The organism is Geminocystis herdmanii PCC 6308 (genome assembly GCF_000332235.1).
Lineage (GTDB): Bacteria > Cyanobacteriota > Cyanobacteriia > Cyanobacteriales > Cyanobacteriaceae > Geminocystis > Geminocystis herdmanii.
Genome location: NZ_CM001775.1, coordinates 185,362 through 210,627, shown reverse-complemented (window position 1 = coordinate 210,627; position 25,266 = coordinate 185,362). Strand labels below are relative to the sequence as shown.

Below are 25,266 nucleotides of genomic sequence, written 5' to 3'. Positions count from 1 at the left end.
TCTCCATTCTCCATTCTTTATATTACTTTTATTTATCTATAAAGTGAAGAATACTTATAGTTGATAGCTCATAAGTCACTGCTATACTTTGAGAAGATGAATTTTAAGCTCAAGAAATAAAGCCTTGATTCATCGAAGTAACCAAACAGGGGAAAAAAGATGATTTATTTTTGGCAGGAAGTATATAATTTTTGTCGGCAAATAACCCACCGTATCGGAGAAAAATTATTAGAAGATTTTGCCCAACTAGAGCCAACTCGTAAAGCGGATGGTAGTCTAGTTACCGAAGCAGATAAATGGGCAGATTTTGAATTGAGAAAGGCGATTAAGCAGTGTTTCCCCACCCACGGAGTTTTGACAGAAGAAACCGAGCATATTTTACCCTATACAGATTGGTGTTGGGTAATTGATCCTATTGACGGCACAACTAATTTTACACGGGGTATTCCCATATGGGGTATTTCCATTGGCTTACTTTATCAAGGGATACCTGTATTTGGATTTATCCATTTTCCCCAAATTAACCAGACATATCACGGTTATTTTTCTGAAAATACTGGTTTAACTAGCCCTAAAGGTGCTTATCTTAATAATAATCCTATTTATACCAGTTTCGATCGACCTAGCTTCAATCATGTAGTGATGTTTTGTAATCGCAGTTTAGACATACTCAAAAATCCTTTTCCTTGCAAAATTAGGATAACGGGAGTTACTAGCTATGATTTAATGTCAGTAGCCTTTGGTGCTACACTAGGTGCGATCGAAGCCAGTCCAAAAATTTGGGATATAGCTGGGGCTTATCCTATTTTAAGGGGTGCAGGTGGTAATTTAGTGCTACTGGGAGAAGCTAATTTTCCGTTAACCAAAGGAGTGAATTATGGAGATGTGGGTTTTCCTTGTTTAGCCGTAGCCCAAGAAAATTTGATTGGCACATTTAAGCCGTTAATCGAAGTCAGTATGACTTCGGTTAAGCAGAAAATTTATTCTTAAAAATTAAGAATGGAGAATAAACATCGAACGTATTCAAGGAAATAAGGGTTAAAACCCTTACTACAAACTAGGGTAAATATTTTTTTTGAAAAGTCTAATAATCCCTATTGCCAATTTTAGCTCGATCGAACGTACTGTAAAGCCTCATTTTTATTATTAACTTTCCCTTCAATATAGGCAATTTGAACATCCGTTAACAGTTTGCCAACTAAAGGGCTAGGAGAGATGTTGAGAGTCTCCATAATCTCTTTTCCCGTGAGTATAGGTTGACTATGGGCAACTATATCATTATCATCCATATATCGATCGAGCAACATCATAATTAAATTTTGGTCAATGTGATGTGCATGGGCGAAAATAGCCAAAATGGGGAAAATATCTCTTACAGCCCGAAAGAAAAAATATTGTTGTGTTAAATCAGAAGCAAAATCCTTTTTGAGTAAACAGGGAGTATATTCAAGAATCGTGGTGACAACTTTAATATCTTGACGAGAATATTTGAGATGGATTAACTCTTTTTCCGCATTTTTAGGGTTATTATCGGTAAAACAAGCTAATTTCGCATTTTGATAATAACTAGGGATAATAGACTCAAATTTACAACCTTTTGCTTTTAACCATTGAGCAGAATTATCTATCAAAGGAAGATAACTTATTTTTGTATCGTCAAGATGAGGGTGACGTATAGTCAACAAACCATCCTCAAAAGCCTTGATTAACCAATAACTACCCTTTTCATGGGCAAACATATAACCCAACTCGGTGTTAATTCTTTCTGGTGCAACCTTTGTTAGTTGAGAAGCTAACTGTTGAATCGTGTAACGGGTTTTGTCTTCTATGGTAAAGTTTAATTGACAACCCTGACGATAACCTCTTAATAATCTTAAGGGATCATCTTCTAAGTTTTTAGGACTTATCATTCTCATTATCCCCGCTTTGATGTCTTTTTGTCCTTCAAAGGGATCAATAATTTCTTGTTTATGACAATGATAGGCGATCGAGTTAATCGTATAATCTCGTCTAGCTAAGTCAGTATAGATACTATCCCCTTCTTGATTTGCTAGATCGATCGTACCATCAGAAAATACCACTCTAGCAATATGTCGATCGGCATCTAGTACCACAAAACCACCATGATATAAATGAGCAATATTTTTAGCAATTTTAATGGCGCTGTGAGGTACAACAAAATCCAAATCAATAAATTCTCTTTTTCTATTTAACAATACATCTCTAACCGCCCCTCCCACCAAATAACAATCATCTGGTAATAAAGTCAAGGGGAAAGGCAAATTATCAAGAAGAAACTGAGATAAAGACATTAGAAAATCTATAATTTAGCATAAAAATTATATCAAGTTTCCATAGTTAATTACATTTAATTTGTAGGTTGGGTTGAGAAAACGAAACCCAGCACAAATGCCACTAAGTTTATTTATGACTAATTTAACCAACCTAATACTATAATGTTATTGTGAAATAACTAGCCAATAATTCTCTTTAAGCAACCCTAATTACACAGTTTATAAGAAAATTTTTAAATTTTATTCAGATGAAAAGTTAATCAATAAAATTATTAAGGACTTTGTTAAAATGTTAAAAATAGCTGATAATTACTATTTAATTTATCAAAGATTAAAGATAAAACCTCAAGAATTAATTGATTTTTGCCAAGATAATTATATCTCTGAGTTAGCTGTTTTTGGCTCTATTTTGAGAGATGATTTTAACTCTCAAAGTGACATAGATTTTCTTGTTACTTATTCTCCCTTTGCTACTAGAGGATTATTATAGCAGTCAGTTATGAGTTGTGAAAATTATCTTATCATCAAAGGCAAGAGGCAAAAGGCAAAAGGCAAGATTAGTCGTATCTTCGATATTTTTTCTAATAATTTATTTCTCACAAATGATTCCTGATTGCTATAGAAAAAATTATTCTCAAAGAAAAGTTAGAAAAAATGTGTAACAGAAAAGTAGATTTAGTTAGTAAAAAAGCTATTGAAAATAGTAGTAATTGGTTAAAAAAAGAAGAAATTTTAAACTCAGCAGAGGTGATTTATTGTGAGTAATTTAATAACTTTATTAGATATTTATTAAGCCATTGAATTAATTTTTAATTATACAAAAAATGTTAGTTATCAAGAATTAGCAAAAAATCAAGAAAAACAAGATGCCGTTTTAAGAAGAATTATCATTATTGGAGAAGCAACAAAAAGATTATCAGCAGATTTTCGACAACAACATCCTTCTATTCCTTGGAAACAAATAGCAGGAATGAGAGATATTATTACTCATAATTACGATAATGTAGATTTAGAAGAAGTTTGGACAGTAATAAACGTCAATTTGCCTACTTTACATCAATATATTTCTCCTCTTTTACCAATGACTAAAAACTAATGTTGCCTTTAAAAAATACAATGACACTATTTATGAGGGTTGGTGGGCAATGCCCACCCTACTAAATCTTAAGTCAAATAGTTGTAGAGTAGTAAAATTTTACGCCTCTACAGGAATTACGATCGATGTTTAATCAGTATAGATAAAATCTTTTGCAAAAAGAGTCACAATAAGTTATAATATTGATTCTGAGTCAAAAAATATTATAAAAATTGACGACAGCCAAAGACAGCAGGCGCTTAAAGGCTTAATAATCCCTGCCTAGGTTGATGCAGATATTAAAAATTCAAAGTGATTCTTAGATTATTTCTAAGCAATTCACGATTTATGATTAAAAATTATCTCGATACATCAACCAAAACCCGTGCTAATTATGGCTAGGGTTTTTTTAATTGTCACTAGACAACAATTTAACACCCCAGGAGGTGAGAACAATATCTAAATCCCTTGAGAGCAAAAAACAAGAAGTAGCTGAAATTAAACAGTTACTCGATAAATCTCGATTGGCGATCGTAGTTGATTATCAGGGGCTTAGTGTTGCTGACATTAGCGACTTGCGTAATCGTTTAAGAGAAAACGGCACTATCTGTAAGGTAACAAAAAATACCTTAATGAGTAAAGCCGTAGAAGGAAACGAATATTGGGAAGCAATTAACCCTCTATTAAAAGGTACTTCTGCTTTTATCTTAGCTGATGAGGAAAATATTGGTACAGCAGTTCGTGCTTATCAAGCATTCCAAAAAGAACGCAAAAAAAGCGAACTAAAAGGTGGCGCCATGGAAGGACAAACCCTTTCTGAAGCACAGGTTAAAGCCTTAGCAGACTTACCCACCAAAGATCAACTCATTGCCCAAATCGCTGGTACTATCAATGCTATCACCGCCAAAGTCGCTCGTGGTATCAACGAAGTTCCTACATCTTTGGCTCGTGCCGTTGATGCAGTCAAGTCTCAAAAAGAAGCAGCCTAGTAGGCTCGATCGATTATCGAATTATTACACAAAGGAGATCAAATTTAATTATGTCTGATAAAGTAGCAAATATTATTGAAGAGTTAAAAACTTTAAGCCTCTTAGAAGCCTCTGAATTAGTTAAACAAATCGAAGAAGTATTCGGCGTAAGTGCTGCAGCTCCTGTCGGTGGTATGATGATGGCAGCTGCCCCTGCTGCTGCGGCTGAAGAAGTTGAAGAACAAACTGAATTTGATGTTATCTTAGAAAGTTTCGGTGAGAAGAAAATGGACGTACTTAAAGTCGTTCGTACTATCACTGGTTTAGGCTTAAAAGAAACCAAAGAATTAGTAGAAGCTGCTCCTAAAGCTGTTAAAGAAGGTGTTGCTAAAGAAGAAGCTGAAACCATCAAAAAACAATTAGAAGAAGCTGGTGCAAAAGCAAGTATTAAATAATTTTTGTACTTAAAATTAAGCATAGGAAAAAGACGGAGTTAATTTATCATTAGCCCGTCTTTTTTTGATTCAAAAATTTTTTTTGCATAAGTAGTAAGATTATGTCAAAATCACCCTAGTCTTGAGAAATCACACTTAAACTAAATTACTATGCAAATTTTATTTGTGGCGGCAGAGGCTGCACCCGTAGCTAAGGTTGGAGGAATGGGGGATGTTGTCGGTGCGTTACCTCAAATTTTACGCAAACTAGGTCATGATGTCCGAATTTTCATGCCTTATTATGGCTTTTTACCAGATAAATTAGATGTTCCTAGGGAACCCATTTGGTGGGGAGATGCCATGTTTCAAAAATTTGCAGTGTATGAAACTGTTTTACCTGAAACTGATGTACCTTTATACCTTTTTGGACATCCTTGTTTCGGGGGACGTAGTGTTTATGGTGGCGATGATGAATATTGGCGTTTTACCTTTTTTGCGAATGGTGCAGCAGAATTTGCTTGGAATTATTGGAAACCAGATATTATTCACTGTCATGATTGGCATACGGGGATGATTCCCGTATGGATGCACCAATCTCCAGATATTAGTACTGTTTTCACTATTCATAATTTAGCCTATCAAGGACCGGGACGAGAGTTGTTAGAACAGATGACGTGGTGTCCTTGGTATATGGTGGGAGACAATACTATGTCCGCAGGTTTACAGTTTGCTAATTTGGTGAATACGGTTTCCCCTACCTATGCCGCCCAAATAAAAACTCCTGAGTATGGAGAAAATTTACATGGTTTATTATCTTGGATTAGTGGCAAGTTGTGGGGTATTGTTAATGGTATTGATACGGATAAATATAACCCAGCTACGGATAAATTAATTCACCAAAATTTCACGGCAGAAACCATTGATAAAAGACGATTTAATAAAATTTCCCTTCAGGAAGAATCGGGGTTAGATGTGAATCGTAATGCTTTTTTAGTGGGTATGGTGACTCGTTTAGTGGAGCAAAAGGGTATTGATTTGGTTTTACAAACGATCGATCGATTTTTGGCTTATACCGATGCTCAACTAATTATACTGGGTACGGGCGATCGATTTTATGAAACCCAGTTATGGGAAATGTCTTCCCGTCATCGAGGACGAATTTCCGTTCAGTTGTTACATAATGAAGCTATCTCCCGTCGGGTTTATAGCGGTATCGATGCCTTTTTAATGCCTTCTCGATTTGAACCTTGTGGTATTAGTCAATTGTTAGCGATGCGTTATGGTGCGATTCCCATTGTGCGCAAAACTGGCGGTTTAGTGGATACGGTTTCTTTCTTCGATCCTAGCAACGAATCTGGTACAGGTTATAGTTTCGATCGATATGAGCCTTTAGACTTATATACTTGTCTAATTCGAGCCTATGAGGGTTTTCGCTTTAAAAAAGAATGGCAAAAACTGCAAATTCGAGGCATGAATCAAGATTTTAGTTGGCAAAAATCCGCCGTTGAATATCTCAAAATGTATGAACAAATCATTAATTAATGGAGAATGGAGAATGGAGAATGGAGAATTAACGATGTTGCCATCCTTACTCATTATCTATTCCCTAATACCTAATACCTAATACCTAACACCTATCCTAATGAGTTTAACAATTTACTTTTTAAGGCACGGCGAAACCACTTCCAGTGTCAGTGGTGGTTATTGTGGCATTCTCGATTTAGATTTGACAGAAGAAGGTTATTTGATGGCTGAAGATTTTTGTCAAGCCTATAAAAATTTATCTTGGCAAGGTATTTTTTCTAGTCCGTTATCACGCACGATCGCCACCGCAACCCCTTTGGCGAAAACCCTTGGTATGGGAATTCAACAAAGAGACGGATTACGAGAAATTGCTTATGGTAATTGGGAAGGGAAAACCCCTCAACAAGTTAATCAAGAATATCATGATGAGTATGTGCGCTGGTTAGCAGACCCGGGTTGGAATGCCCCTACGGGGGGGGAAAAAGGTATTGATATAGCTAGACGTAGCAGTCAAGTCTTAGAAGAAATTGAACAAAATTATTCTACAGGTAACGTTTTAGTGGTTTCTCATAAGGCAACTATTCGCATTATGCTTTGTAGTTTGCTGGGTATCGATATAGGACGTTATCGAGATCGCATTGCCATGCCCGTTGCTTCCGTGACGGTGGTAGAATTTACGGAAAGAGGTCCTTTACTGAAAATCTTAGCCGATCGATCGCACCTTCGTGATGATTTAAGGAATAGGCAAGGAACGTAATAAGTAATGAGTAATGAGTAATGAGTAATGAGTAAGGAGTAATAAGTAAGGAGTATATAGAGAAGGTAGAATTAAAAATATTTCCACTATTCACTATCAACTATTTATTATTCACTATCAAGACAAGAACATTTTAGGGTAAAATGAGGTATAAACATTAAATACAGAGAAATAGCTTTCTTTTAAGTATTAAAAATATTTGCAGTTATGATGAGTGAAACGGACAACTACCCTGATTTAGAACAAGAGATAGCAATGGCTGATAATTTAGAAAATTCTTCCGATGAAGATTTGACTACACAGGAAACAGATTTTATCTCAGATCAACTCGGTGACGAGTCAATCCCCGTTTCGGGAGATGACACCGAAGATTCGATCGAAGAATTAACCTTAGAATCGGAATCTGAGGAGCAATCCCCAGAAAATATTGAAACAGAAGTCGTCTCTATAGATGAGGCAACCCAAGCCCATATAGACCAACTAGAAGCAGAAATTGCCCAACTAAAAACAAAACTAGAACTGGAAGTAGAGCAGGGCAAATCGATTCAAGGGCAATACACTAGATTGACCGCAGATTTTGAGAACTACCGCCGTCGTACCAGTAAAGAAAAAGAAGAACTAGAACAGGTAATTAAGAAAAAAACTATTCTGGAACTCTTACCCGTAGTAGATAACTTTGAACGAGCAAGAACTCAAATTAAACCCTCTAATGACGGAGAATTGAACATCCATAAAAGCTATCAAGGAGTATATAAAACCTTTGTGGATAGTCTCAAAAAAATTGGCGTTTCCGCCATGCGCCCTGAAGGAGAACCCTTTGATCCTAATTTCCATGAGGCAATGTTAAGAGAGCCTACTAAAGAATACGAAGAGGGTACTGTTATGGAACAGTTAGTTCGAGGGTATCTTCTTAACAATGAAGTTTTAAGATATGCCATGGTTAAAGTCGCTGCTGTCTTAGAAGATTCTGACACAGAAGAAGTTAACGACAATGCTTCAGAAAATAGTTAAGAAAATTTGTTCATAATTTTCTATCCTAACTATAATTATATAACGATAGTTCAATCACTAAGTAAACCACCATCACTGTTTAGCTATGGGAAAGGTAATAGGTATAGATTTGGGTACAACTAATAGTTGTGTTTCCGTTTTAGAAGGGGGAAAACCCATCGTCATCACTAATCAAGAAGGCTCAAGAACTACCCCTAGTATTGTGGGTTTCGGTAAAGGCAATCAAAGATTAGTCGGGCAATTGGCGAAAAGACAAGCAGTGACTAATGCAGAAAATACTATTTATAGTATTAAACGCTTTATAGGTCATCGTTGGGAAGAAACGGAAATCGAACGTAAAAGAGTCACTTATAACTGTGTTAGAGGAAAAGATAACATGGTAGCGGTGGATATTCAGGGTAAAAGTTATACTCCTCAAGAAATATCCGCCATGATTCTGCAAAAATTAAAAAATGATGCGGAAACTTTTTTAGGTGAAACCGTTACCCAAGCCGTCATTACAGTTCCAGCCTATTTTACCGATGCTCAAAGACAAGCCACAAAAGATGCTGGAGTTATCGCTGGTTTGGAGGTAATGAGGATTATTAATGAACCAACGGCGGCAGCTTTAGCTTATGGCTTAGATAAACAAGATGAAGATCAATACGTTTTAGTTTTTGACTTGGGTGGTGGAACTTTTGACGTTTCTATTTTACAACTAGGCAATGGTATTTTTAAGGTTGTTTCTACTTCTGGAAATAACCAGTTAGGGGGAGATGATTTTGATGCGGTGATTGTGGACTGGTTGATTGCGAGGTTTGAACAACAGGAAGGTATTGATTTACGATCGGACAAAATGGCTTTACAACGTCTGCGAGAAGCGGCAGAAAAAGCCAAAATCGAATTATCGAATATGTCTCAAACCTCCATCAATTTACCTTTTATTACTGCCGATGAAAGTGGACCGAAACATTTAGAATTGGAGTTGTCTCGCCCTCAATTAATTGATTTGATTACCCCTTTAATCAATGACATTGTGTATCCCATGGAACAGGCTTTAAAAGATTCTGGTCTGAGGAAAGATCAAATTCGTCGTATTGTGTTAGTGGGCGGTTCAACTCGTACTCCAGCTATCTCAGAAAAAATTGAGGAATATTTCGGTAAAAGTATCCCCATCGATCGATCGGTTAACCCCGATGAAGCGGTAGCTTTAGGGGCTGCCGTGCAAGGAGGAGTTTTAGGGGGAGAAGTACGCAACTTGCTTTTATTAGATGTGACTCCTTTATCTTTAGGGTTAGAAACTTTAGGGGAAGTGTTCACAAAAGTTATAGAAAGAAATACAACAATTCCCACCAGTCGCACTCAAGTGTTTTCCACTGCCATTGATGGACAAAGTTCCGTAGAAGTCCATGTGTTGCAAGGGGAACGATCGATGGTGAAAGATAACAAAAGTTTAGGAAAATTCTTGTTAACAGGAATCCCCCCTGCCCCTAGAGGAGTACCCCAGATCGAGGTATCTTTTGATATTGATGTGGACGGTATTTTAAAAGTATCGGCGAAAGATAAAGGTACAGGAGTTGAACAAAGTATCTTAATTACTAATACGGGAGCGTTAAGTTCTTCGGAAATTGAAGGCATGAGACAAGAAGCGGAAAGATTTGCTTCTGATGATAGTCGTCGATTAGAATTAGTGGAAATTAAGAAACAATTAGATAGTCTCATGTATAGCTATCAGTTAACCCTGGATAAAAATCCTCATCTAGTCAGTAGTGAATTAAAAAATAGTATTGAATTAAGTCGTCGCAAACTTGAAGATGGCATCGAATCTTCTACTACACCAGTTTCCCAAGTAGAAGGCTTAATGGATAACTTTCGTAGCTTAGTTGTTAATATTGGAACTCAAGCCTATGAATCAAATCAAGACCCCACTATTATCGGTAGTTTCCAAGATCATAGCGATACAGCCTACGAAGAATTAGATAATGATGACGACTTTAAGAGCATTGAAGACGAGATTTTAAGCGGTTTAAGTCAAATTTCTGAAGACCCCAGTGAATTTGAATTTGACTATGATAAAGATGAGACTATTACGGGGGATTATGAAACCGTAGATTAAATTATTCCCATGCTGAATATAATGATAAATTAATATCTTGTAGATTCAAATAATATTATTTTCAGCAATATATCTCATGGTTAATACAGTACAAAAATCCTTAGATGATAAGACGATCGTCAAAGAATATTTTAATGCTACGGGGTTCGATCGATGGCGCAATATTTACGGTGACGGACAAGTCAATAAAGTACAATTAGATATTAGGGAAGGACATCAACAAACCATCGATAAAGTTGTCACTTGGTTAAAAGAAGACGGTAACTTAGCTGATCTTACTATCTGTGATGCTGGTTGCGGTGTTGGTAGTTTAACCATTCCCCTTGCTCAAGAAGGCTCGATCGTCTTTGCTAGTGACATCTCGGCTAAAATGGTGGGAGAAGCAGCCGAGAGGATAAAACAAGTGATGACAAATCCTCGTAATATCAGGTTAGGAGTACAAGATTTAGAATCCATTAGGGGAGAGTATGACACCGTGATCTGCTTAGATGTCTTGATACACTATCCCACAGAAGAAGCAGCCACCATGATTAAACATCTATCATCCTTAGCAAAATCTCGTTTAATCTTGAGTTTTGCCCCTAAAACCTTCTTTTTAACTATTTTAAAACGTATTGGCGAGTTTTTTCCCGGTCCTAGTAAAACCACTCGTGCTTATCAACACAAGGAAGAAGATATTATCAAAATTCTTCAAGATAATGGTTTTCAAATCAAGCGCACAGGTATGACTAGTACCAATTTTTATTATTCTCGTCTCTTAGAAGCTGTTAGATAATTGAGAGTAGGAGATAGAAGATAGGAGATAGTGCTCAGTTTTGAGGATTGTTATTCCTCAAGTGAACACTTTTGACCTTATTTTTACCTCAGTTCGATACAAGAATGTCTGATTTAGGTAGGTTGCAGGTTGCAGGTTGCAGGTTTCAGGTGTAGTTTTCAGAAGATGATATAATTCGATCAAAAAATTGAACATAAACAAATCAATTAAGATATATTTTTTGTCAATTCTTTAACCTAATACCTAATACCTGACACCTAACACCTTTACAGCACCGAAAATTTTATGTCGAACTCAGGTTATTTTTAATAGTTTTTTTGTATTATGCAAGGATTCAAAGCCTTGATTTTTCATTCTTTAACCTAAAACCTAACACGCCATACCTAACACCCTAGTCAATAACCTGAGTGAACTATAAAATTATTGGTGAGAACTGACTCTCGTTGACAGGCAGACAGGCAGATAGGGGGATTATATTTCTTGTGAATCAATAAAATTCTCTCAAAAATGTACAAATATTGAAAATTTTTCTTCCTGTCCACTTGTCCACTTGTCCACCTGTCTCGTCTTCACCATTTTTCTTCTGTCGAACTGAGGTAGTCAATAAAACCCTACTTAAATTTTTGATTCTTGTCGGGCGATCGCAGCTTGTTCAGGATGAATACCTAAACGAGTTAAATTCAAACGTCCTTTTTGATCAAAACCACGAATTTTAACGATGATTTCATCGCCGATAGTAACTTCATCTTCCACTTTACCCACACGATGTTCAGCAAGTTGGGAAATATGAATCATGCCTTCTTTACCGGGTAAAACTTCCACAAAAGCACCAATATCGATAACACGGGTTACACGTCCTAAATACACATCCCCCTCGTTGAGTTTACGAGTCATGGTTTGAATGATGCGTTTAGCTTCCTGCGCCCGTTCTGCTTGTACTGCACAAATAGTTACAGTACCATCATCGGCGATGTCGATTTTTGAGCCTGTTTGTTCTGTAATACCTTTGATAGTCTTTCCACCGGGTCCAATGACTAAACCAATCATATCAGGATCGATTTTCATGGTCATTAAACGAGGTGCATAGGGAGACAATTCTTGACGAGGCGCGCTGATGGTTTTCATCATTTCCCCTAGGATATGCAAACGAGCTTCTTTTGCTTGTTTCACAGCATCGGAGATGGTTTCCATTCTCAACCCTGTAATTTTCATATCCATTTGTAAAGCAGTAATACCGCTATCTGTACCTGCTACTTTAAAGTCCATATCTCCTAAAAAGTCTTCGATACCTTGAATATCGGTTAAGATGCGAATTTCATCGCCTTCTTTGATTAATCCCATAGCTGCACCACTAACAGGCTTAGTAATGGGTACTCCTGCATCCATTAAGGCTAAAGTTGAGCCACATACCGAACCCATAGAGGTTGAACCGTTAGAAGACAATACTTCGGACACAACACGAATTACATAAGGGAAATCTTGCTGAGGTGGTAAAACAGGGGTGATAGCCCGTTCTGCTAACGCACCATGACCGATTTCACGTCTGCCGGGGGGGCGTAAGGGTTTGGTTTCTCCCACAGAGTAAGGGGGAAAATTATAGTGATGGAGGTAACGTTTTTCAAAGTCGGGGTGTAAGTCGTCGGCTAAATCCTGAGCGTCTCCTGATGTACCTAAAGTTGCGATCGAGAGTACCTGAGTTAAACCTCTTTGGAATAAACCACTACCATGAACTCTGGCAGGTAATAAACCAACCCGGGAAGAAATAGGGCGCACTTGATCTAATTTTCTGCCGTCAACTCTGACACCATCTTCAATAATTTGACGGCGCATGAGTTTTTTTGTCAACTTTTTAAATAGATTAGCAAGAAGTTTAGAATCCTCAGCTACGACAGTTTTAATTTCATTGTCATCCTCTAAAGCCTTAATCGCTTCTTGGACATTAGCTTGAATAGCGTCTAAGGCTTCATCTCGTGCGGTTTTATCGTAGTCGAAATGAGTGAGAACTTGTTTGATTTCTTCAGTCGCTTTTTCGTTAATAAAGTCCACAACGGCGGGGTTGTCTTCTTCTTTATTTTCGACTTTGATCTCAATACCTAATTCTTTAATGAGATCTGTTTGCGCTTGAATTAACTCTAAAATTGCTTCATAGCCAAATTCGATCGCCTCAATAATATCTTGTTCGGGTAACTGATTCGCACCAGCTTCCACCATAACGATACCATCAGGAGTACCAGCTACCACTAAATCAAGATCGCCGTTTTCGATTTCTCGGAAGGTAGGGTTAATGATAAATTCATCATGAACTAATCCTACCCTTACCGCCGCCATCGGTCCACAAAAGGGAATTTGAGCTACTAAAGTTGCGATCGAAGCTCCTGTAACAGCTAAAACATCTGGGGGTACTTCTTCATCCATCGATAAAGTCGTCGCCACGATTTGTAAATCATCCCTTAACCATGAGGGAAAAAGAGGGCGTAAAGGTCGATCGATCAAGCGACTGGTAAGGGTTGCCCGTTCTGGAGGCCGTCCTTCTCTGCGTAAGAAACCTCCCGGAATACGCCCTGCGGCATACAATCTTTCTTCATAATCCACCGTCAAGGGGAGAAAATCAATACCCTCTCTGCCTTTAGTACGAGTTGCCGTCACCAAAACTGCGGTTTCACCTGCTTGAATTAAAACTGTTCCACCAGCTTGAGGAGCAAATAATCCGACTTTAATCTTTATATCTCTTCCTTCAAAAAAAGAAATTGACTTATTATATTCTTCCATTCAACTTTTTTCCTTATGCTTCACTTTTCTCTATACACCATGTAATCCTAACATTTTTAGGACAATTAAGAATTAAGAATTAAGAATTAAGAATTAAGAATTTTTTTCCCTAATCCCCTAATCCCCTAATCCCCTAATCCCCTAACGCCCTAATCCCCTAATCCCCCTAACGCCCTAATCCCCTAATCCCTATTCACCATTGTTAAAATATATTAAGATAGATGAGAAATCATTAACTCATTCCCACCGTTAACTCTCATTTAATTAAAGAATTGTATAAAATCATGGCAGAAAAAATATTATACCTAAGACTTCCTTGTAATCCCATTTTTCCCATCGGAGTGGTATATTTAGCGGATCATGTTCATAAATTATTCCCTGATATAGAACAAAAAATCTTTGATTTAGGTACAATTCCTCCTTTGGATTTCGATCGAGCTTTGATAGAATGTATCGATGAATTTCAGCCTACCATGTTAGTTTACTCATGGCGAGACATCCAAATTTATGCACCAGTAGGGGGTAGGGGAGGCAATCCGTTACAAAATGCCTTTGAATTTTATTACGCCCAAAATCCTTTAATTAGGTTACGGGGAGCGTTTGGTGGTTTAAAAGTGGCTACCGCTTACTATGGGGAATTGTGGCGCAATGCAAGGTTGATTAAAAAAGGCTTAAAACAAGCTCAAAAATATAACTCAGACATCAAAGTAATGGTGGGCGGTGGCGCGGTGAGTGTGTTTTATGAACAGTTAAAAACTTCACTACCTCAAGGTACGATCGTATCTGTGGGAGAAGGAGAAGCATTGATGGAAAAAATCCTCACTAATCAAGATTTTACCAACGAGCGTTGTTATGTAGTTGGTGGGAAAGAACCCAGAAAAGGCTTAATTCATGAACAACCTGCACCCCTCGAAAAAACTGCTTGTAATTACGACTATATCGCTAATATTTGGAGTGATTTTGACTACTATTTTCAAGAAAATGATTTTTATATCGGGGTGCAAACTAAGCGCGGATGTCCCCATAATTGTTGTTACTGCGTTTATACTGTAGTGGAAGGGAAACAAGTTAGAATCAACCCTGCTGAAGAAGTCGTAGCGGAAATGCGTCAACTGTACGATCGAGGTATTCGCAATTTTTGGTTTACCGATGCTCAATTTATCCCTGCGAAAATGTACATCAATGATGCGATCGAACTACTCAAAAAAATTCAAGCATCAGGCATGGAAGATATTCATTGGGCTTCCTACATTCGAGCCGATAACCTCACCCCCGAATTATGCGATTTGATGGTAGCAACGGGGATGAATTACTTTGAAATTGGTATTACGAGCGGTTCACAGGAATTAGTGCGTAAAATGCGCATGGGCTATAACCTCAAAACCGTATTGCAAAATTGTCGAGACTTAAAAACTGCTGGATTCAATGATGTGGTTTCCGTGAACTATTCCTTTAACGTTATAGATGAAACTTTTGACACTATTCGCCAGACGATCGTCTATCATCGAGAATTAGAAAAGATATTCGGTGCAGATAAAGTCGAACCTGCCATATTTTTCATTGGATTACAACCCCACACCCACTTAGAAGAATATGCCCTCAAAAATAACATCTTGAAAGAAGGCTATAACCCCATGAGTATGATGCCTTGGACTGCAAAAAAATTACTCTGGAATCCCGAACCTTTAGGCTCATTTTTTGGGGAAGTCTGCTTACAGGCATGGAAACAAAACCCCCTCGACTTTGGTAGAGAAGTATTTAATATTCTTGAGCAAAAATTAGGCTGTGCCAACTTAGAAGAAGCCCTAAGCGCTCCCATGAGTAAAACAAAAGAACTAACTACCATGCTGAAATAACCTTTTTAAATTCCGTCATTGCTAGAAAGCAATCCTTACGAGATGGCTTCGAGGACTTGAATACTAATAATAATATTATTCGTATTAGTAATATTTTTAGCTATATTATGCTTTCTAATTTCTTCCAAGTTATCACTATTTGGATCAATTAAAAAACGATATAGCCAAATATTAGAATCAAAACAACAATGAGAATTTTTCATATTTATAAATTGTAAATATCCTCTCTTGTTAATTTACGAATATTTTTAACAGAAATAGGATTTTCTGTTAATTCAGCAATAACTCCTGTTGGAGATATTTTTTTAGGTTGTTTAAGAAGAATAACTGTTATTTCATCTTCTTCAGTTAATTCTTGTTGATATTTTTCGGGAATATAAATTTTGCCTTTTTTAATTTTAGTTTGAAATTCTAGTGAATTAATCATTTTTTTATCTCAATTTTATTAATTGAAGGTTGCGTACCTTATAAATTTTATAATTTTTCCCAGTTAAAATGATCAAATGTTCCTCTGGAGGATCGATTCTCACTAACAATTATGACCACAGAATTAATTAAAAATCCCCATGCTGGAGATATACTCAAACAAGAATTTTTACAAGAATTAGCCATGAGTCAAAATGCTCTTGCTCGTGCGATCAATGTACCGCCTAATCGTATTCATGCCATTATCAAAGGAGCTTTTAACTGTTAACTAATAGTTTATTATAATTATTTATACTTACTCACTTTCAAAGGTTGACATTTTTTTAATAATATGTTAGTTTTTAGTGAAGTCGATAACCAAGACTGTTAAAACTATTTAATTTAAAGATTAAATTAAATAAAAAATTAGTTATTATTCAAGATTAATCAATTAATTAGAATAATAAAAGTAGGATGGGTTACATCCGAATCGACGCTTGTGGACAGTATCAAGCCGACTTGACTGGTAGAAGCAAGAAGTAAACGTCATAGGTAACTATGAGTAAGTTTTATATAACAGAAAGAAGTATCACCGCCGATACTGATTTACGTTTGTGTCATTTTTTTGGACTGTCGGAAGGCTATTTTTTAAGACTACAAAATAGTTATCAAATCATGGAAGCAAAACGAAAATTAGGAGAACAATTAAACTTAATTACGCCGTTGAAAATTAACGTAGGAAATATGGGCTAAAAAATCCTAAAATTATGAACAGCGAACCATATCAATAACATCATGACAGAAAAAGAAGTAATTGGAGTCGATTTAGGCGGTACAGCTATTAAATTAGGTCGATTTCTCTCTAATGGCACTTGCTTAGAATCCCTCACCATTCCTACTCCCCAACCTGCCACTCCCGAAGCCGTAATGAGTACGATCGAGCAAGGAGTACAACAGTTAAACCATCAAAAAAAAGCCGTTGCCTTGGGAATTGGTACACCCGGACCAACAGATGCAAAGGGGAGGATAGCTCTTTTAGCCATTAACCTCAGTGGTTGGCATAACGTACCCTTAGCGCAAACCCTTGAAGAAAAAACTGGTTTAAAAACTTCGATCGCCAATGATGCTAACTGTGCAGGATTAGGGGAAGCATGGCTAGGTGCAGGAAAAAACTATCAAAACTTGATTCTTCTCACACTGGGTACGGGGGTGGGCGGTGCAATTATCCTCAATGGTAAACTCTTTACAGGGCATTTAGGATCAGCCGCCGAATTAGGATTAATTACTATCAACCCCGAAGGTGCTCCTTGCAACAGTGGCAATAACGGTTCATTAGAACAATATGTATCCGCTACAGCGATTTATCGAGACACCCACAAAACCCCTGCGGAATTGGGAGAATTAGCAGAAAATAATGACCTTTCAGCCTTGACATTTTGGGAAAATTATGGTAAGAAATTAGCTTATGGATTGACCAGTTTAATCTATGTGTTGACTCCCGAAGCTATTATCATTGGTGGAGGAGTATGTGCTAGTAGTAAATATTTTTTACCTTCAGTAGAGGCGGAGATAGAAAAAAGAGTGTTACCAACTTCAAGGGTAGGACTCAAATTAATGGTAGCGCAATTAGGTAATCAAGCCGGAATTGTTGGGGCGGCTAAATTAGCTTTAGATAACTGTTAGTTTTGTTTGAAGGTATTTTGAGCAAAAAAATTTCAGTCAAAATTTATCCGACACTGGGTTATGTTTAGTTGTTGTGAAAACTCAGTGTAGGATTTGTTTCGACATCTTGTGATATTAACCTTGAAGTGCTAACTCAACTACTTTTTGAAATGCTTCAGCATCTTGAATAGCTAATTGTGCTAACATTTTACGATTTAAGGCAATATTGGCTTTATCTAGTTTATTGATTAATTGGCTATAGCTAACACCATTAAGTCTAGCTGCCGCATTAATACGGGTAATCCATAAACGGCGAAAATCTCTTTTTTTCTTACGACGGTCTCTGTAGGCGTTGCGTAACGCTTTCATAACCTGTTGGTTGGCGGTACGAAATAGCTTAGAATGAGAGCCACGAAAGCCTTTAGCTAACTTTAAAATTTTCTTACGTCTTTTACGGGCGACGTTACCTCTTTTTACTCTAGTCATTTTTTTTACAGTTTAATATTTAATAGTTAATAGGATTGAGAATTTTTTTAAGCGTAAGGTAACATTAAACGAACTTCTTTTTCGTTGGTTTCATGTACTAAGGCAGGATTGCTTAAGCGTCTTCTTTGTTTGGATGTTTTATGTTCTAATAGGTGATTCTTATTAGCTTTACGGCGAACAATTTTTTTGCCACTTCCTGTGATACGAAAACGTTTAGCCGCAGATTTTTTAGTTTTTAATTTAGGCATAAGTTTATGTAAATAGACACAATTTACTATTATACGATGAAAAATACTCTTATGACCATAAAATCTTTCTTCGATCGAGAAAAGGTATCCTATCAATAACAGGTTTGACAATAGATTTTTAGGAAAAATTAAATTTTCGATAACTCAAGCTACTGTAGAGACATAAAATTTTACGTCTCTATCTAAAATATTAGTATTAACTTAAATCATAATTGGTGAATGAAATGGTTGCGATCGCATCTAAAGTACAATTAAGTTTTGATGAATATTTAAGGGAATATCCTCAAGGGGAGGGATTTTTTGAATTAGTAGATGGAGAATTAGTCAAAATGGAAGCCATTAGAGCGCATAAAAATATCAGTCGATTTTTAGTCAAAATATTTCACAAGGAAAGTGAACGTTTAGTATATTTTTCAATATCTCCTGTGCTAATTCTACCATGCTCCTTTGCTAACTCTAAAATCTGCACTGATAACTTAGGTAAAGATGTTTGAAAAATCAATTCTCTTGCTAATTTTTTAGCTAATTTATCTTTTTGTTTTTTGAGAGATTTTAGGAAGAATAATAACCAGATAAGATAATCTGGATGATCAGTTTTAATACTTTGTTGAGTACGTCTTAAAGCTAAATAATAACTGTCTTTATTTTCCTCAATAACGCTTTCTAATGAGCTATAAGGCACATAAATATAACCACTTTTTAATAATAATAATGTGGTTAAAATTCTCGAAATTCTCCCATTACCATCTTGAAAAGGATGAATAGCTAAAAAATTAACAATAAAAATGCCGATAATTAACAAAGGATGTAATCTTTTTATTTTGATGATTTTTTTACGTTATAAGTAGGGTTTGCCTCATAGTCTTTTGATGAGGATAGGAGAGAGGAGTCAGGAGACTCCGAAGACAAGAAGATTATATTTTGCCTGAATCAATAAAATTATTTTAAAGGGCATCGAAATATTAGGAATTTTTCTAGCATTCGACTTGTCCACTTATCCACCTGTCTCGTTTTCACCACTTTTCTTATATCGAACGGAGGTTACTAACTAACTTTTTTGAGCGTTTTTCACGACAAAATCCCTCACTAAGTGCATTTGAGCGGGGATAATCTCATGGGAGATGGGAAATTCTTTATATTCTACGGAAACTCCTACCTCTTCTAATTTTTGTTTTGCCTCTCTTGCTGTATTAATCGGTACAACATTATCGAGAGTGCCATGGGAAATGAAAGTCGGGGGAAAAGGATTTCTGTCGGCACTGGGTTGAAAATGTAAGTATCCGCTTAAGCTAACTACTCCAGCGACAGGTAACTGTAAACCTACATCTAAACTCATCGCTCCTCCTTGAGAAAAACCTCCTAGGATAGTTTTTGATAGAGGAATTTTTGTGATGTCTTCTAAGGATAATAACCATTGATATAGTTTATCTAAACTGGTTTCTATACCTTCGTTGTTATTTTCTAAAGCATACCACGCTCTCCCTCCTTCTACTTGATAATGACTATAGGGTGCGTTGGGAAAAAGATACCAACAATTACTTAGGTTTAACATTGGGGTAAGGGCGGTTAAATCATGATAATTTGCCCCCCAACCATGCAATAACACCAATACAAATTCTGGTTTTTGTCCGTTTTCAGGTTCGATCGAAATTACGTCCATAACATAGTTAATAGATAAGAGTTCACAAAAAAATAAACTATAAAAGTTTCATCTATAGGTATTAAAATTTTGTGGCAAACTTTATCATACCATCGGTGAACTATCTGTTCAGAACAATGTCAACTCTGAAATCAAGTGATATAGTAATGGAATCTATGGAATTAATTATGATCACTAGATAGTTTTTCGCTAAAGTGTCATCAAGAAAAGAGTTAACATTGAATTTTGATTAATTAATTAGTCACTCCTAGGTTAAATTCTTATATTTTCCTTAAAGTCTCATCAATTTGATTTGATTGTTTTAAACTGAAACTATCCATCTTTTAAAATCGTCATCGACAAAGATATAAACATTATTATCTCTAAATCCTATGAAAAATAAATCTTTATTCACTCACATTAGAAATGCTAGTTTAATTGGTGCAACAGTTGTTAGTTGTTGGTTAACTAATACGACGAAGTTATTGGCATTACCTTCCGAAGTGATTGTAGAAAAACTTCGTCCTATTCCCGTATTTACGATCGCCGATTCCCAAGGAACTCCTCTGATTGCTCCTAATGATGATAATGGTGGAGTCTCCCCAGTATTCATCAGCAAACAAGATGCAAATAACTTTTTGGATAAATTGAAAAAAGATAATCCAGACTTAGCTAAACAAGTCCAAGTAATTGTTATTCCATTGGGGCAAATTTTTGAATTAACTGAAGCTAATGCCAAGGAAAAAGTTCCCTTTGTTTTTGCCTATGTACCTACCCAAACTCAAGTGGAACAGGCGAAAAAATTAAACACTCAATATCAAGGGGGAGTACCTTTGTTTGTAGCGATGCTAGGAAATGATCAAGGCTCTTATTTTTTACCGATGAAACAAAATGATCAAGAATTTATCCCTTTATTTTTTGAAAAACAACAGGTTCAACAGTTAGTGGATGATTTCAAAAAAGCACAACCTGATTTAGCTTCTAGTATTAAAATCGATGTGGTTACTTTAGAAGGAATCCTTGAAGCATTCAAAGAGAGTGATGATGAAGTCTTAACTAAAATTGTTTTGTTGCCTTCCAAAGAATCGATCGACTTTTTACGAGCTAATGTACCCAATCCACAAAAGTAAGTAATAAGTAATAAGTAATAAGAATGTAAAATGAGGAATTAATATTATCAGTCACTGTTCATTGTTAATTGTTCCTTATTAATTGTTCACTGTTAATTGTTCATTGTTAATTATTCATGATTTGGAACTTCGATCGAGCATTATTAATACAAGGAATAGATCAGCCAAAAGCGTTATCTTACCTACAAGAATTAAATTTAGATAATCATGATATTATTGCAGGAATTGGGGATCAATATGTAGGGGATAATATAGAAAATATCCCCGTTTTTGATTTAGTAACAGAGGCAATAAATACCTATCCAGAAATCAAAACTACTCTAATTTTTAGTCATCCTTATAATGTCCTCAATGCTGGTTTAGAAGCCCTTGAGGCTGGAATAAAACAAGTTATTATTTATACGGAAAATATCCCCCCTTTAGATATTTTTAAACTGTGGCAAAAAGCTCACGAAAAACAAGTTAAAATCTTAGGCACTTCTCAAGCAGGAATCCTCATACCTGACAAACTTTGTTGGGGTGTTAATCATAGTAATTTATATCAGTCTGGTTCGATCGCCCTGCTTAATTATGGTGATAGTGTTATTAGTACTGAACTAGCTTTATTTCTCCAAAAACATGACTTAGGAGAATCGATCGTGGTTAATGTAGGTAATGATAAATTTATTACCATTGACTGGGATTTTTGGTTAGAAATATTAGCAGAATATGAATCGACAAAAGTTATTTTAATTAGTATTAGTGACTGTTCAAATATTGAGCCAGAACAATTTATTAATACCTTAAAAAAAGTAAAAAATAAACCAATAATTATTTACTTATTAGACCCCAAAAATCTTAAATTTATTATTCAAAATAATGGAGCTAAAATCATTACCGATCAAATTCCTCAACATCTAAATAGAATCTTATCCCCTAAACATTTTCAAGATTATTTAGAAAAACATGGAATTACAGTAATTCGAGAACATCAAGAAATTCTCCCTTGGTTGAAGAAACAAGAATTTCTGACAATTAATGAGTGATTTAGTGGTATCTTAAAACATGAATTTATATAAACTTTTTTAAATTTTTATTATCATAACTGTTATGAAAGCAATGATTCTGGCGGCGGGGAAGGGTACTCGTGTTCGTCCTATTACCCACACTATTCCTAAACCTTTAATTCCCATTTTACAAAAACCAGTAATGGAATTTCTAGTTGAATTATTAAGAAAACATGGCTTTAATCAAATAATGGTTAATGTCAGTCATTTAGCAGAAGAAATTGAAAACTATTTTCGAGATGGACAACGTTTTGGGGTGGAAATTGGCTACTCTTTTGAAGGGCGTATTGTTGATGGTGAATTAGTGGGGGAAGCATTAGGCTCGGCTGGTGGGTTAAAAAGGATTCAAGAGTTTAACCCTTTCTTTGATGATACTTTTGTAGTTTTGTGTGGTGATGCTTTAATTGATCTGGATTTGACAGAAGTTGTCAAAAAACATAAAGAAAAAGGTGCGATCGCAACCGTAGTAACAAAATCTGTACCGAAAGAAGAAGTCTCCAGTTATGGGGTAGTCGTCACTGATGATGAAGATAAAATTTTAGCATTCCAAGAAAAACCAGACCTTGAAGAAGCCTTAAGTACTCAAATAAATACAGGGATTTATATTTTTGAACCAGAAATTATTGACTATATTCCCGCCGGTCAAGAATATGATATTGGTAGTGAGTTATTTCCTAAATTGGTAGAGTTGAATTTACCCTTTTATGCTGTAAATATGGACTTTGAATGGATTGATATTGGTAAAGTACCCGATTATTGGGCTGCCGTGCGATCGGTCTTAAAAGGTGAGGTTAAAAATGTCGAGATACCGGGTAAAGAAGTACAACCGGGGGTATATACGGGGTTAAATGTATCGGTAAACTGGGATAAAGTCGATATAACTCCTCCCGTCTATATTGGTGCTATGACTCACATTGAAGATGGTGCAAAAATTGTCGGTCCGAGTATGATAGGACCAAATTGTTGGATTTGTGAAGATGCCACGGTGGATAATAGTGTCATTTTTGAATATTCTCGTTTAGGTTCGGGAGTGCGCTTAGTGGATAAACTGGTATTTGGTCGTTATTGTGTGGACAAAAATGGTGTAGCGATCGATGTTCAAGCCGCCGCTATTGACTGGTTAATTACAGACACCAGAAAAGATTTAACAGAAACACCCCAAAAAAATCAGCTTATTACACAATTAACAATTAACACTTCGACTATCCTCAGTGCAAATAATTAACAATGTTTCTCCCTTTACCTATTCCTCTTTCCTAAAATTTCCGATTCTCTCTCAATCTTCATATTTTGAATAACTCATCTTTTTCTCAAGAATTAATAGTCACCGATGACGGTGGAAGAATGGATTTATGGTTGTCCGATCGAATTACCGACTTATCTCGATCGAGACTACAAAAAATCATTGAAAGTGGACAAGTAACTCTCAATCAGGAAATTTGTACCCAAAAAAAGACTATCCTCAAATCAGGGGATGTGATTAATGTGGACATTCCGCCTCCTGTCACCTCATCGGTAATTGCTCAATCTATCCCCTTAGATGTTGTCTATGAAGATGAATATTTGATTATTATTAATAAACCTGCTAATTTCGTAGTACATCCTTCCCCCGGACATCAAGACGGTACTTTAGTTAATGCCTTATTAGCCCATTGTCCAGATTTACAAGGCATCGGCGGAGTAGAACGCCCCGGCATCGTTCATCGATTAGACAAAGATACAACAGGGGTGATGGTAGTCGCCAAAACAGAGCCTGTTTTACGCAGTTTACAGGAGCAAATCAAGGCGAAAACCGCTACTCGTGAGTATTTTGGGGTTGTGTATGGATCACCTCGTCAAGAGTCGGGAACTGTGGATTTACCCATTGGCAGACATCCTGTCGATCGAAAAAAAATGGCCATCGTACCTGTCGAAAAAGGTGGTAGGGAAGCAGTCACCCATTGGCAACTACAAGAAAGATTAGGTAATTATAGTTTAATTAAGTTTCAATTAGAAACAGGTAGAACTCATCAAATTCGAGTCCATGCTAGTCACATCAAACACCCCATTATCGGTGATCCTTTGTATAGTGCTGGTCACTCTGTAGGAGTCAATTTAACTGGTCAAGCCTTACACGCTTTTCGGCTCACTTTAGTTCATCCTATCACACAGGAGGTTATAGAGTCGATCGCACCCTTACCTCCAGAAATGGAGAAATTATTAAGAATGTTACGAAAATAAATTAGATCAAGTTTAACCTGAGTTCACCTGAGTGAACTATAAAATTATTGGTGAGAGTGACTTGGAAGACAGGCAGACAGGCAGACAGGAGGATTGTGTTTTTTTTGAGTCAATAAAATTATTTTTAAAACCCACAAATATTGGGAATTTTTCTACCTGTCCACTTGTCCACTTGTCTACCTGTCTAGTTTTCATCATTTTCTTTATGGTTCACTGAGGTAATATAAAATGTTATTTAGGGTCTGCTGAATAACTCAGAAAGCTATTAAAATCAACAGTTTAGGCATAATACATTAACCAAAAAGTGTGCAGTTTTAAGGATTTTTATTCAAAAATTCAACACTTTTAATCTTATTTTTTAAAATACAACTATACTCATTCTATCTATTAACAGCATCAAAACCTTGATGTTTCAGTATTTCTCCTATCTCCTGTCTCCTAACTCCTATCTCCCTAATCGATAAAGACTATGAGGCAACCCCTATTTAACGGCGATGCACTCAATTTCTACCAATACATCTTTTGGTAAACGAGATACTTCGACACAAGCGCGCGCAGGAGGGTTTTCGGGGAAATATTGGGCATAAACTTCATTCATAGGAACAAAATCCCCTAAATCTTTTAAAAATACCCCTGTTTTAACGATATTTGACCAATTCACCCCTGCTTCTGTCAAAATTGCTTCAATATTTTTCATTACTTGTTGAGTTTGAGCAACTATATCTCCCTCCCCCGTAATTTCCCCAGTTTCGGGATTAAGGGGAATTTGCCCTGCGATAAAGATTAATTCTCCTTGAGTGGCGATCGCCTGACTATATGGCCCTACAGGTGAGGGTGCGTTTTTGGTGTAAATAACTTTTTTGTTCATTATT

The 25,266-nt window shown here is 36.3% G+C and carries 27 protein-coding genes and 1 other annotated feature; of the genes, 18 read left to right on the top strand and 9 right to left on the bottom strand.

Annotated features, from left to right (window positions below):
• Window positions 1-159: 159 nt before the first annotated feature.
• Window positions 160-990 (top strand): inositol monophosphatase family protein, encoded by an 831-nt coding sequence (locus tag SYN6308_RS01155; RefSeq protein WP_017292592.1) that lies wholly within the window; start codon window positions 160-162, stop codon window positions 988-990.
• Between the two features lie 116 nt (window positions 991-1,106).
• Here the strand turns inward: SYN6308_RS01155 and SYN6308_RS01150 are convergent, their stop codons facing one another.
• Window positions 1,107-2,312, bottom strand: a complete 1,206-nt coding sequence (locus SYN6308_RS01150) for a CCA tRNA nucleotidyltransferase (protein WP_017292591.1) — start codon at window positions 2,310-2,312, stop codon at window positions 1,107-1,109.
• 271 nt (window positions 2,313-2,583) lie between these two features.
• Here SYN6308_RS01150 and SYN6308_RS21385 point away from each other — a divergent pair, with 271 nt between their 5' ends.
• From SYN6308_RS21385 to bchM, 9 genes are all read left to right on the top strand, one after another.
• Window positions 2,584-2,784, top strand: coding sequence for a nucleotidyltransferase family protein (locus SYN6308_RS21385; protein ID WP_052312580.1), 201 nt, complete (start codon window positions 2,584-2,586; stop codon window positions 2,782-2,784).
• Between the two features lie 306 nt (window positions 2,785-3,090).
• Entirely contained in the window at window positions 3,091-3,390 is a 300-nt protein-coding gene (locus SYN6308_RS23680; protein ID WP_071590970.1) for a HepT-like ribonuclease domain-containing protein, read from the top strand.
• A gap of 204 nt (window positions 3,391-3,594) precedes the next feature.
• Window positions 3,595-3,729 (top strand) — a sequence feature (ribosomal protein L10 leader region).
• A gap of 95 nt (window positions 3,730-3,824) precedes the next feature.
• Window positions 3,825-4,358, top strand: coding sequence for a 50S ribosomal protein L10 (gene rplJ / locus SYN6308_RS01140; protein ID WP_026101848.1), 534 nt, complete (start codon window positions 3,825-3,827; stop codon window positions 4,356-4,358).
• A gap of 50 nt (window positions 4,359-4,408) precedes the next feature.
• Window positions 4,409-4,792, top strand: coding sequence for a 50S ribosomal protein L7/L12 (gene rplL / locus SYN6308_RS01135; RefSeq protein WP_017292589.1), 384 nt, complete (start codon window positions 4,409-4,411; stop codon window positions 4,790-4,792).
• Between the two features lie 150 nt (window positions 4,793-4,942).
• The gene (gene glgA / locus SYN6308_RS01130) at window positions 4,943-6,313 is read left to right on the top strand and encodes a glycogen synthase GlgA (protein WP_017292588.1); all 1,371 of its coding nucleotides are present in this window, start codon (window positions 4,943-4,945) and stop codon (window positions 6,311-6,313) included.
• A 100-nt stretch (window positions 6,314-6,413) separates the two neighbouring features.
• Window positions 6,414-7,052, top strand: coding sequence for a histidine phosphatase family protein (locus tag SYN6308_RS01125; protein WP_017292587.1), 639 nt, complete (start codon window positions 6,414-6,416; stop codon window positions 7,050-7,052).
• Window positions 7,053-7,262: 210 nt separating this feature from the next.
• Entirely contained in the window at window positions 7,263-8,063 is an 801-nt protein-coding gene (gene grpE / locus SYN6308_RS01120; protein ID WP_017292586.1) for a nucleotide exchange factor GrpE, read from the top strand.
• A gap of 85 nt (window positions 8,064-8,148) precedes the next feature.
• Window positions 8,149-10,158, top strand: a complete 2,010-nt coding sequence (gene dnaK, locus SYN6308_RS01115; protein ID WP_017292585.1) for a molecular chaperone DnaK — start codon at window positions 8,149-8,151, stop codon at window positions 10,156-10,158.
• 76 nt (window positions 10,159-10,234) lie between these two features.
• Complete coding sequence (bchM, locus tag SYN6308_RS01110) at window positions 10,235-10,933, top strand: magnesium protoporphyrin IX methyltransferase (RefSeq protein WP_017292584.1); 699 nt, start codon at window positions 10,235-10,237, stop codon at window positions 10,931-10,933.
• A 615-nt stretch (window positions 10,934-11,548) separates the two neighbouring features.
• Here bchM and SYN6308_RS01105 read toward each other — a convergent pair.
• Window positions 11,549-13,702, bottom strand: coding sequence for a polyribonucleotide nucleotidyltransferase (locus tag SYN6308_RS01105; RefSeq protein WP_017292583.1), 2,154 nt, complete (start codon window positions 13,700-13,702; stop codon window positions 11,549-11,551).
• A gap of 284 nt (window positions 13,703-13,986) precedes the next feature.
• Here SYN6308_RS01105 and SYN6308_RS01100 point away from each other — a divergent pair, with 284 nt between their 5' ends.
• Window positions 13,987-15,558 carry a photosystem II high light acclimation radical SAM protein gene (locus tag SYN6308_RS01100; RefSeq protein WP_017292582.1) on the top strand — a complete coding sequence of 524 codons (1,572 nt, stop codon included), beginning with the start codon at window positions 13,987-13,989 and terminating at the stop codon, window positions 15,556-15,558.
• 35 nt (window positions 15,559-15,593) lie between these two features.
• Here SYN6308_RS01100 and SYN6308_RS25075 read toward each other — a convergent pair whose 3' ends face one another.
• Window positions 15,594-15,761, bottom strand: coding sequence for a hypothetical protein (locus SYN6308_RS25075; protein WP_017292581.1), 168 nt, complete (start codon window positions 15,759-15,761; stop codon window positions 15,594-15,596).
• 2 nt (window positions 15,762-15,763) lie between these two features.
• Window positions 15,764-15,985, bottom strand: coding sequence for a hypothetical protein (locus SYN6308_RS01090; RefSeq protein WP_017292580.1), 222 nt, complete (start codon window positions 15,983-15,985; stop codon window positions 15,764-15,766).
• Between the two features lie 111 nt (window positions 15,986-16,096).
• On the opposite strand from SYN6308_RS01090, the gene SYN6308_RS24785 reads away from it, so the two are divergent.
• From SYN6308_RS24785 to SYN6308_RS01075, 3 genes are all read left to right on the top strand, one after another.
• A complete protein-coding gene (locus SYN6308_RS24785) occupies window positions 16,097-16,252 on the top strand; it encodes a helix-turn-helix transcriptional regulator (protein WP_017292579.1) in 156 nt (51 codons plus the stop codon).
• A gap of 269 nt (window positions 16,253-16,521) precedes the next feature.
• Window positions 16,522-16,716 (top strand): helix-turn-helix transcriptional regulator, encoded by a 195-nt coding sequence (locus tag SYN6308_RS21365; protein ID WP_017292578.1) that lies wholly within the window; start codon window positions 16,522-16,524, stop codon window positions 16,714-16,716.
• Window positions 16,717-16,758: 42 nt separating this feature from the next.
• Window positions 16,759-17,646, top strand: coding sequence for an ROK family protein (locus SYN6308_RS01075; protein ID WP_017292577.1), 888 nt, complete (start codon window positions 16,759-16,761; stop codon window positions 17,644-17,646).
• Between the two features lie 114 nt (window positions 17,647-17,760).
• Here the strand turns inward: SYN6308_RS01075 and rplT are convergent, their stop codons facing one another.
• The 4 genes from rplT to SYN6308_RS01055 all read right to left on the bottom strand — a co-directional run bounded on the left by rplT (window position 17,761) and on the right by SYN6308_RS01055 (window position 20,019).
• Window positions 17,761-18,111, bottom strand: a complete 351-nt coding sequence (gene rplT / locus SYN6308_RS01070) for a 50S ribosomal protein L20 (protein WP_017292576.1) — start codon at window positions 18,109-18,111, stop codon at window positions 17,761-17,763.
• A gap of 47 nt (window positions 18,112-18,158) precedes the next feature.
• Entirely contained in the window at window positions 18,159-18,359 is a 201-nt protein-coding gene (rpmI, locus tag SYN6308_RS01065) for a 50S ribosomal protein L35 (protein WP_017292575.1), read from the bottom strand.
• A 382-nt stretch (window positions 18,360-18,741) separates the two neighbouring features.
• Complete coding sequence (locus tag SYN6308_RS21360) at window positions 18,742-19,179, bottom strand: Fic family protein (RefSeq protein ID WP_272943052.1); 438 nt, start codon at window positions 19,177-19,179, stop codon at window positions 18,742-18,744.
• A 228-nt stretch (window positions 19,180-19,407) separates the two neighbouring features.
• Entirely contained in the window at window positions 19,408-20,019 is a 612-nt protein-coding gene (locus tag SYN6308_RS01055) for an alpha/beta hydrolase (RefSeq protein ID WP_017292573.1), read from the bottom strand.
• 371 nt (window positions 20,020-20,390) lie between these two features.
• Here SYN6308_RS01055 and SYN6308_RS01050 point away from each other — a divergent pair, with 371 nt between their 5' ends.
• The 4 genes from SYN6308_RS01050 (at window position 20,391) to SYN6308_RS01035 (ending at window position 24,394) form a co-directional block, all read left to right on the top strand.
• Window positions 20,391-21,128, top strand: coding sequence for a Tic22 family protein (locus SYN6308_RS01050; RefSeq protein WP_017292572.1), 738 nt, complete (start codon window positions 20,391-20,393; stop codon window positions 21,126-21,128).
• Window positions 21,129-21,244: 116 nt separating this feature from the next.
• The gene (locus SYN6308_RS01045) at window positions 21,245-22,153 is read left to right on the top strand and encodes a hypothetical protein (protein ID WP_017292571.1); all 909 of its coding nucleotides are present in this window, start codon (window positions 21,245-21,247) and stop codon (window positions 22,151-22,153) included.
• Between the two features lie 64 nt (window positions 22,154-22,217).
• Entirely contained in the window at window positions 22,218-23,399 is a 1,182-nt protein-coding gene (locus SYN6308_RS01040; RefSeq protein WP_017292570.1) for a sugar phosphate nucleotidyltransferase, read from the top strand.
• A 119-nt stretch (window positions 23,400-23,518) separates the two neighbouring features.
• Complete coding sequence (locus SYN6308_RS01035; protein WP_017292569.1) at window positions 23,519-24,394, top strand: RluA family pseudouridine synthase; 876 nt, start codon at window positions 23,519-23,521, stop codon at window positions 24,392-24,394.
• Between the two features lie 481 nt (window positions 24,395-24,875).
• Here SYN6308_RS01035 and SYN6308_RS01030 read toward each other — a convergent pair whose 3' ends face one another.
• Entirely contained in the window at window positions 24,876-25,262 is a 387-nt protein-coding gene (locus tag SYN6308_RS01030) for a RidA family protein (RefSeq protein ID WP_017292568.1), read from the bottom strand.
• Window positions 25,263-25,266: the final 4 nt, after the last annotated feature.

Bases quoted from the DNA above. Each gene is read 5' to 3' on its own strand.
- SYN6308_RS01035 (WP_017292569.1), top strand. From the start codon at position 23,519: ATGGATTTATGGTTGTCCGATCGAATTACCGACTTATCTCGATCGAGA.
- grpE (WP_017292586.1), top strand. From the start codon at position 7,263: ATGAGTGAAACGGACAACTACCCTGATTTAGAACAAGAGATAGCAATG.
- SYN6308_RS01105 (WP_017292583.1), bottom strand. From the start codon at position 13,702: ATGGAAGAATATAATAAGTCAATTTCTTTTTTTGAAGGAAGAGATATA.
- SYN6308_RS01050 (WP_017292572.1), top strand. From the start codon at position 20,391: ATGAAAAATAAATCTTTATTCACTCACATTAGAAATGCTAGTTTAATT.
- SYN6308_RS01055 (WP_017292573.1), bottom strand. From the start codon at position 20,019: ATGGACGTAATTTCGATCGAACCTGAAAACGGACAAAAACCAGAATTT.
- rpmI (WP_017292575.1), bottom strand. From the start codon at position 18,359: ATGCCTAAATTAAAAACTAAAAAATCTGCGGCTAAACGTTTTCGTATC.
- bchM (WP_017292584.1), top strand. From the start codon at position 10,235: ATGGTTAATACAGTACAAAAATCCTTAGATGATAAGACGATCGTCAAA.
- SYN6308_RS25075 (WP_017292581.1), bottom strand. From the start codon at position 15,761: ATGAAAAATTCTCATTGTTGTTTTGATTCTAATATTTGGCTATATCGT.
- SYN6308_RS01090 (WP_017292580.1), bottom strand. From the start codon at position 15,985: ATGATTAATTCACTAGAATTTCAAACTAAAATTAAAAAAGGCAAAATT.
- glgA (WP_017292588.1), top strand. From the start codon at position 4,943: ATGCAAATTTTATTTGTGGCGGCAGAGGCTGCACCCGTAGCTAAGGTT.
- rplL (WP_017292589.1), top strand. From the start codon at position 4,409: ATGTCTGATAAAGTAGCAAATATTATTGAAGAGTTAAAAACTTTAAGC.
- SYN6308_RS01155 (WP_017292592.1), top strand. From the start codon at position 160: ATGATTTATTTTTGGCAGGAAGTATATAATTTTTGTCGGCAAATAACC.
- SYN6308_RS01040 (WP_017292570.1), top strand. From the start codon at position 22,218: ATGAAAGCAATGATTCTGGCGGCGGGGAAGGGTACTCGTGTTCGTCCT.
- SYN6308_RS01075 (WP_017292577.1), top strand. From the start codon at position 16,759: ATGACAGAAAAAGAAGTAATTGGAGTCGATTTAGGCGGTACAGCTATT.
- SYN6308_RS01045 (WP_017292571.1), top strand. From the start codon at position 21,245: ATGATTTGGAACTTCGATCGAGCATTATTAATACAAGGAATAGATCAG.
- SYN6308_RS21385 (WP_052312580.1), top strand. From the start codon at position 2,584: ATGTTAAAAATAGCTGATAATTACTATTTAATTTATCAAAGATTAAAG.
- dnaK (WP_017292585.1), top strand. From the start codon at position 8,149: ATGGGAAAGGTAATAGGTATAGATTTGGGTACAACTAATAGTTGTGTT.
- SYN6308_RS01030 (WP_017292568.1), bottom strand. From the start codon at position 25,262: ATGAACAAAAAAGTTATTTACACCAAAAACGCACCCTCACCTGTAGGG.
- SYN6308_RS01125 (WP_017292587.1), top strand. From the start codon at position 6,414: ATGAGTTTAACAATTTACTTTTTAAGGCACGGCGAAACCACTTCCAGT.
- SYN6308_RS21365 (WP_017292578.1), top strand. From the start codon at position 16,522: ATGAGTAAGTTTTATATAACAGAAAGAAGTATCACCGCCGATACTGAT.
- SYN6308_RS01100 (WP_017292582.1), top strand. From the start codon at position 13,987: ATGGCAGAAAAAATATTATACCTAAGACTTCCTTGTAATCCCATTTTT.
- rplT (WP_017292576.1), bottom strand. From the start codon at position 18,111: ATGACTAGAGTAAAAAGAGGTAACGTCGCCCGTAAAAGACGTAAGAAA.
- SYN6308_RS24785 (WP_017292579.1), top strand. From the start codon at position 16,097: ATGACCACAGAATTAATTAAAAATCCCCATGCTGGAGATATACTCAAA.
- SYN6308_RS01150 (WP_017292591.1), bottom strand. From the start codon at position 2,312: ATGTCTTTATCTCAGTTTCTTCTTGATAATTTGCCTTTCCCCTTGACT.